Genomic DNA, 2,042 nt, shown 5'->3' with positions numbered 1-2,042 from the left:
TAACGGTCGATGCAGTATTTCGTACTACTGGGGCCCTGAGCTGATACGCGGACAATCTGATGATGGGCCAAACGTGAGGTAAATTAGGCGTAAACGGCTCTGGCCTCATGCGCCAAAATGGCAATACCTTGATCAATTACCGGCTTACTTTGCGCGTGAGAGATGCGCAAGCACTGGTGCTTGTGTGCCCAGTCATCCTCAATACCGATAAAAAAGTTCTCGCCGGGCACCACAAGCAACCCCTGAGCTTTGCACCGTTCGTACAGCTCTCGACTGCTTATAGGAAGATCCTCAAACCATACCCAAACAAAAATGGCGCCTTCAGGTTTGTGGATGCGATACGGCAGGCCCTTGAGTTCGCGGTGCAAAGTGGCAGTTATATGCGCGGCACTATCCTGGTAATAGGGTTTTACAATGTTTTGCGTTAAGTGGTCTAAGTCGCCCGAGCGGATGAGCGATTGCGCGAGCAAGGGGCCAACCGTGCTACATGCAAGGCTGATAATGGTGTTTGCGTTGGTGAAGGCTTGAACAAACTCTTCGCTGGCAATGACAATGCCCCCACGGATACCGGGTAACCCCAACTTCGACAGACTTAACATAAGAATGGTGTTCTCATCCCAGCGGGGGGTTGCAGCCACAAAATTGATATCGGGGAAGGGGACGCCGTAAGCTCCATCAATAATAAATGGTATGTTGTTGTCCGCCGCAATAGCGCTAAGGTGCTCGAGTTCCACATCGCTCAAGACGTTGCCTGTGGGGTTGGTGGGGCGCGACACACACAGGGCGTTTGTTGTCTCTGGTAGATTGAGATGATTGAAGTCCACGTGATACTTGAACAACTGCTCTTCAAGTAGCTCGATGCTTGGTTTGGTAGCGGTAAAGAATGTCTTGCTTAATCCGCTGTCGGCATACCCCAAGTATTCGGGTGACAAGGGTAAGTGCAGAGTTTTATCGCCTTGCGCTGAATGGCCGGCCAGCATGTTCGCGACAATAAAAAAGGCGGATTGGCTGCCATTGGCAATGGCAATATTTTTTGCACTGAGCTTCCAGCCTTGCGTGCGATTCAAATAACTCGCTAGATCTTCGCAAAAACTAGGATCGCCCTTAGGCGATTGATAAATGCCCACCAGTCGGTTGAATTGCGTGGGGTCTTTGATGAGGTTTTCAAAATGTGATTTAAAAATAGCTTCTGCTTCGGGAATGCGCGCGGGGTTGCCGCCGCCCATGAAAATCATATCGGGATTAATGCTCAAGGCTTCTCCCAAATCTTCCATGAGCTCGACGATACCTGATTGGCCGGTAAACTTTGTGCCAAATTCAGAAAACTGCATAGGCCATCTCAAAACGCTAAACGTCAATTATACGCCCGCTGGCGCTGAGCTTAAACGTCAGATTCTGTTTTCTTGTCGCAAGCACACTGAACATTGTGTTGCTCTGACGTGTACTAGCGACGTGATTTGGCCGCTTAATTAAGGATCGTGAGAAATAAGGGTTTAAATTAACCTATTTGATTGTAATGTCCTCATCAGACCTTATGCAGACGATAGGCAGGGCCTGTTCGCTAACCTATACTCTAAACAAGAATCCAAACGATGATAATAAGATGCGTAAACCCTTTGTATGTGCTGCCTTGATGGCCGCTCTTTGTTCCAATGTTTCGTTGGGTGCTCTTGCCCAAGATGAGAAAAGGCGCACCTTATTGTGGGGCGACACTCACCTTCATACCGCCTATTCGTTTGATGCCTTCTTGTTTCAAAACCGCAGCACCGACCCAGAAACCGCGTATCGGTATGCTATGGGTTTGCCCGTTATTCATCCGTTTTACAAAGCACGAGTGCAGCGTCATCGCCCCCTCGACTTTTTGGTGGTCTCAGACCACGCTGAGCTTACCTCGATCCCTTTGCGTTTATCACAGGGAGAGCCAGAGGTTAGCGCTACCGAGTTTGGCCAATTTGCGCTTGCCAAAATGAAAGAAGGTAAAGGTACGGAGGTGTTTAGCATGTTGGTACGCAGTGCTGCCGCTGGCGAATCCGCTATGGTCG

General features: G+C 49.4%; 2 protein-coding genes. One reads left to right on the top strand and one right to left on the bottom strand.

Annotation, left to right across the window (positions count from 1 at the left end):
- Positions 1 to 83 precede the first annotated feature (83 nt).
- Complete coding sequence (locus ACTF5Z_RS12000) at positions 84 to 1,331, bottom strand: valine--pyruvate transaminase (RefSeq protein WP_438985838.1); 1,248 nt, start codon at positions 1,329 to 1,331, stop codon at positions 84 to 86.
- A 272-nt stretch (positions 1,332 to 1,603) separates the two neighbouring features.
- Here ACTF5Z_RS12000 and ACTF5Z_RS11995 point away from each other — a divergent pair.
- A partial coding sequence (locus tag ACTF5Z_RS11995) for a DUF3604 domain-containing protein (RefSeq protein WP_438985837.1) occupies positions 1,604 to 2,042 on the top strand: 439 nt, incomplete at its 3' end.

It is taken from the genome of Aequoribacter sp. (assembly GCF_965659035.1).
Lineage (GTDB): Bacteria > Pseudomonadota > Gammaproteobacteria > Pseudomonadales > Halieaceae > Aequoribacter.
The sequence above is the reverse complement of the archived record's forward strand: the minus strand, read 5'-3'. Positions and strand labels throughout refer to the sequence as shown.

Coding starts and splice junctions, on each gene's coding strand:
- ACTF5Z_RS12000 (WP_438985838.1), bottom strand. CDS start 1,331: ATGCAGTTTTCTGAATTTGGCACAAAGTTTACCGGCCAATCAGGTATC.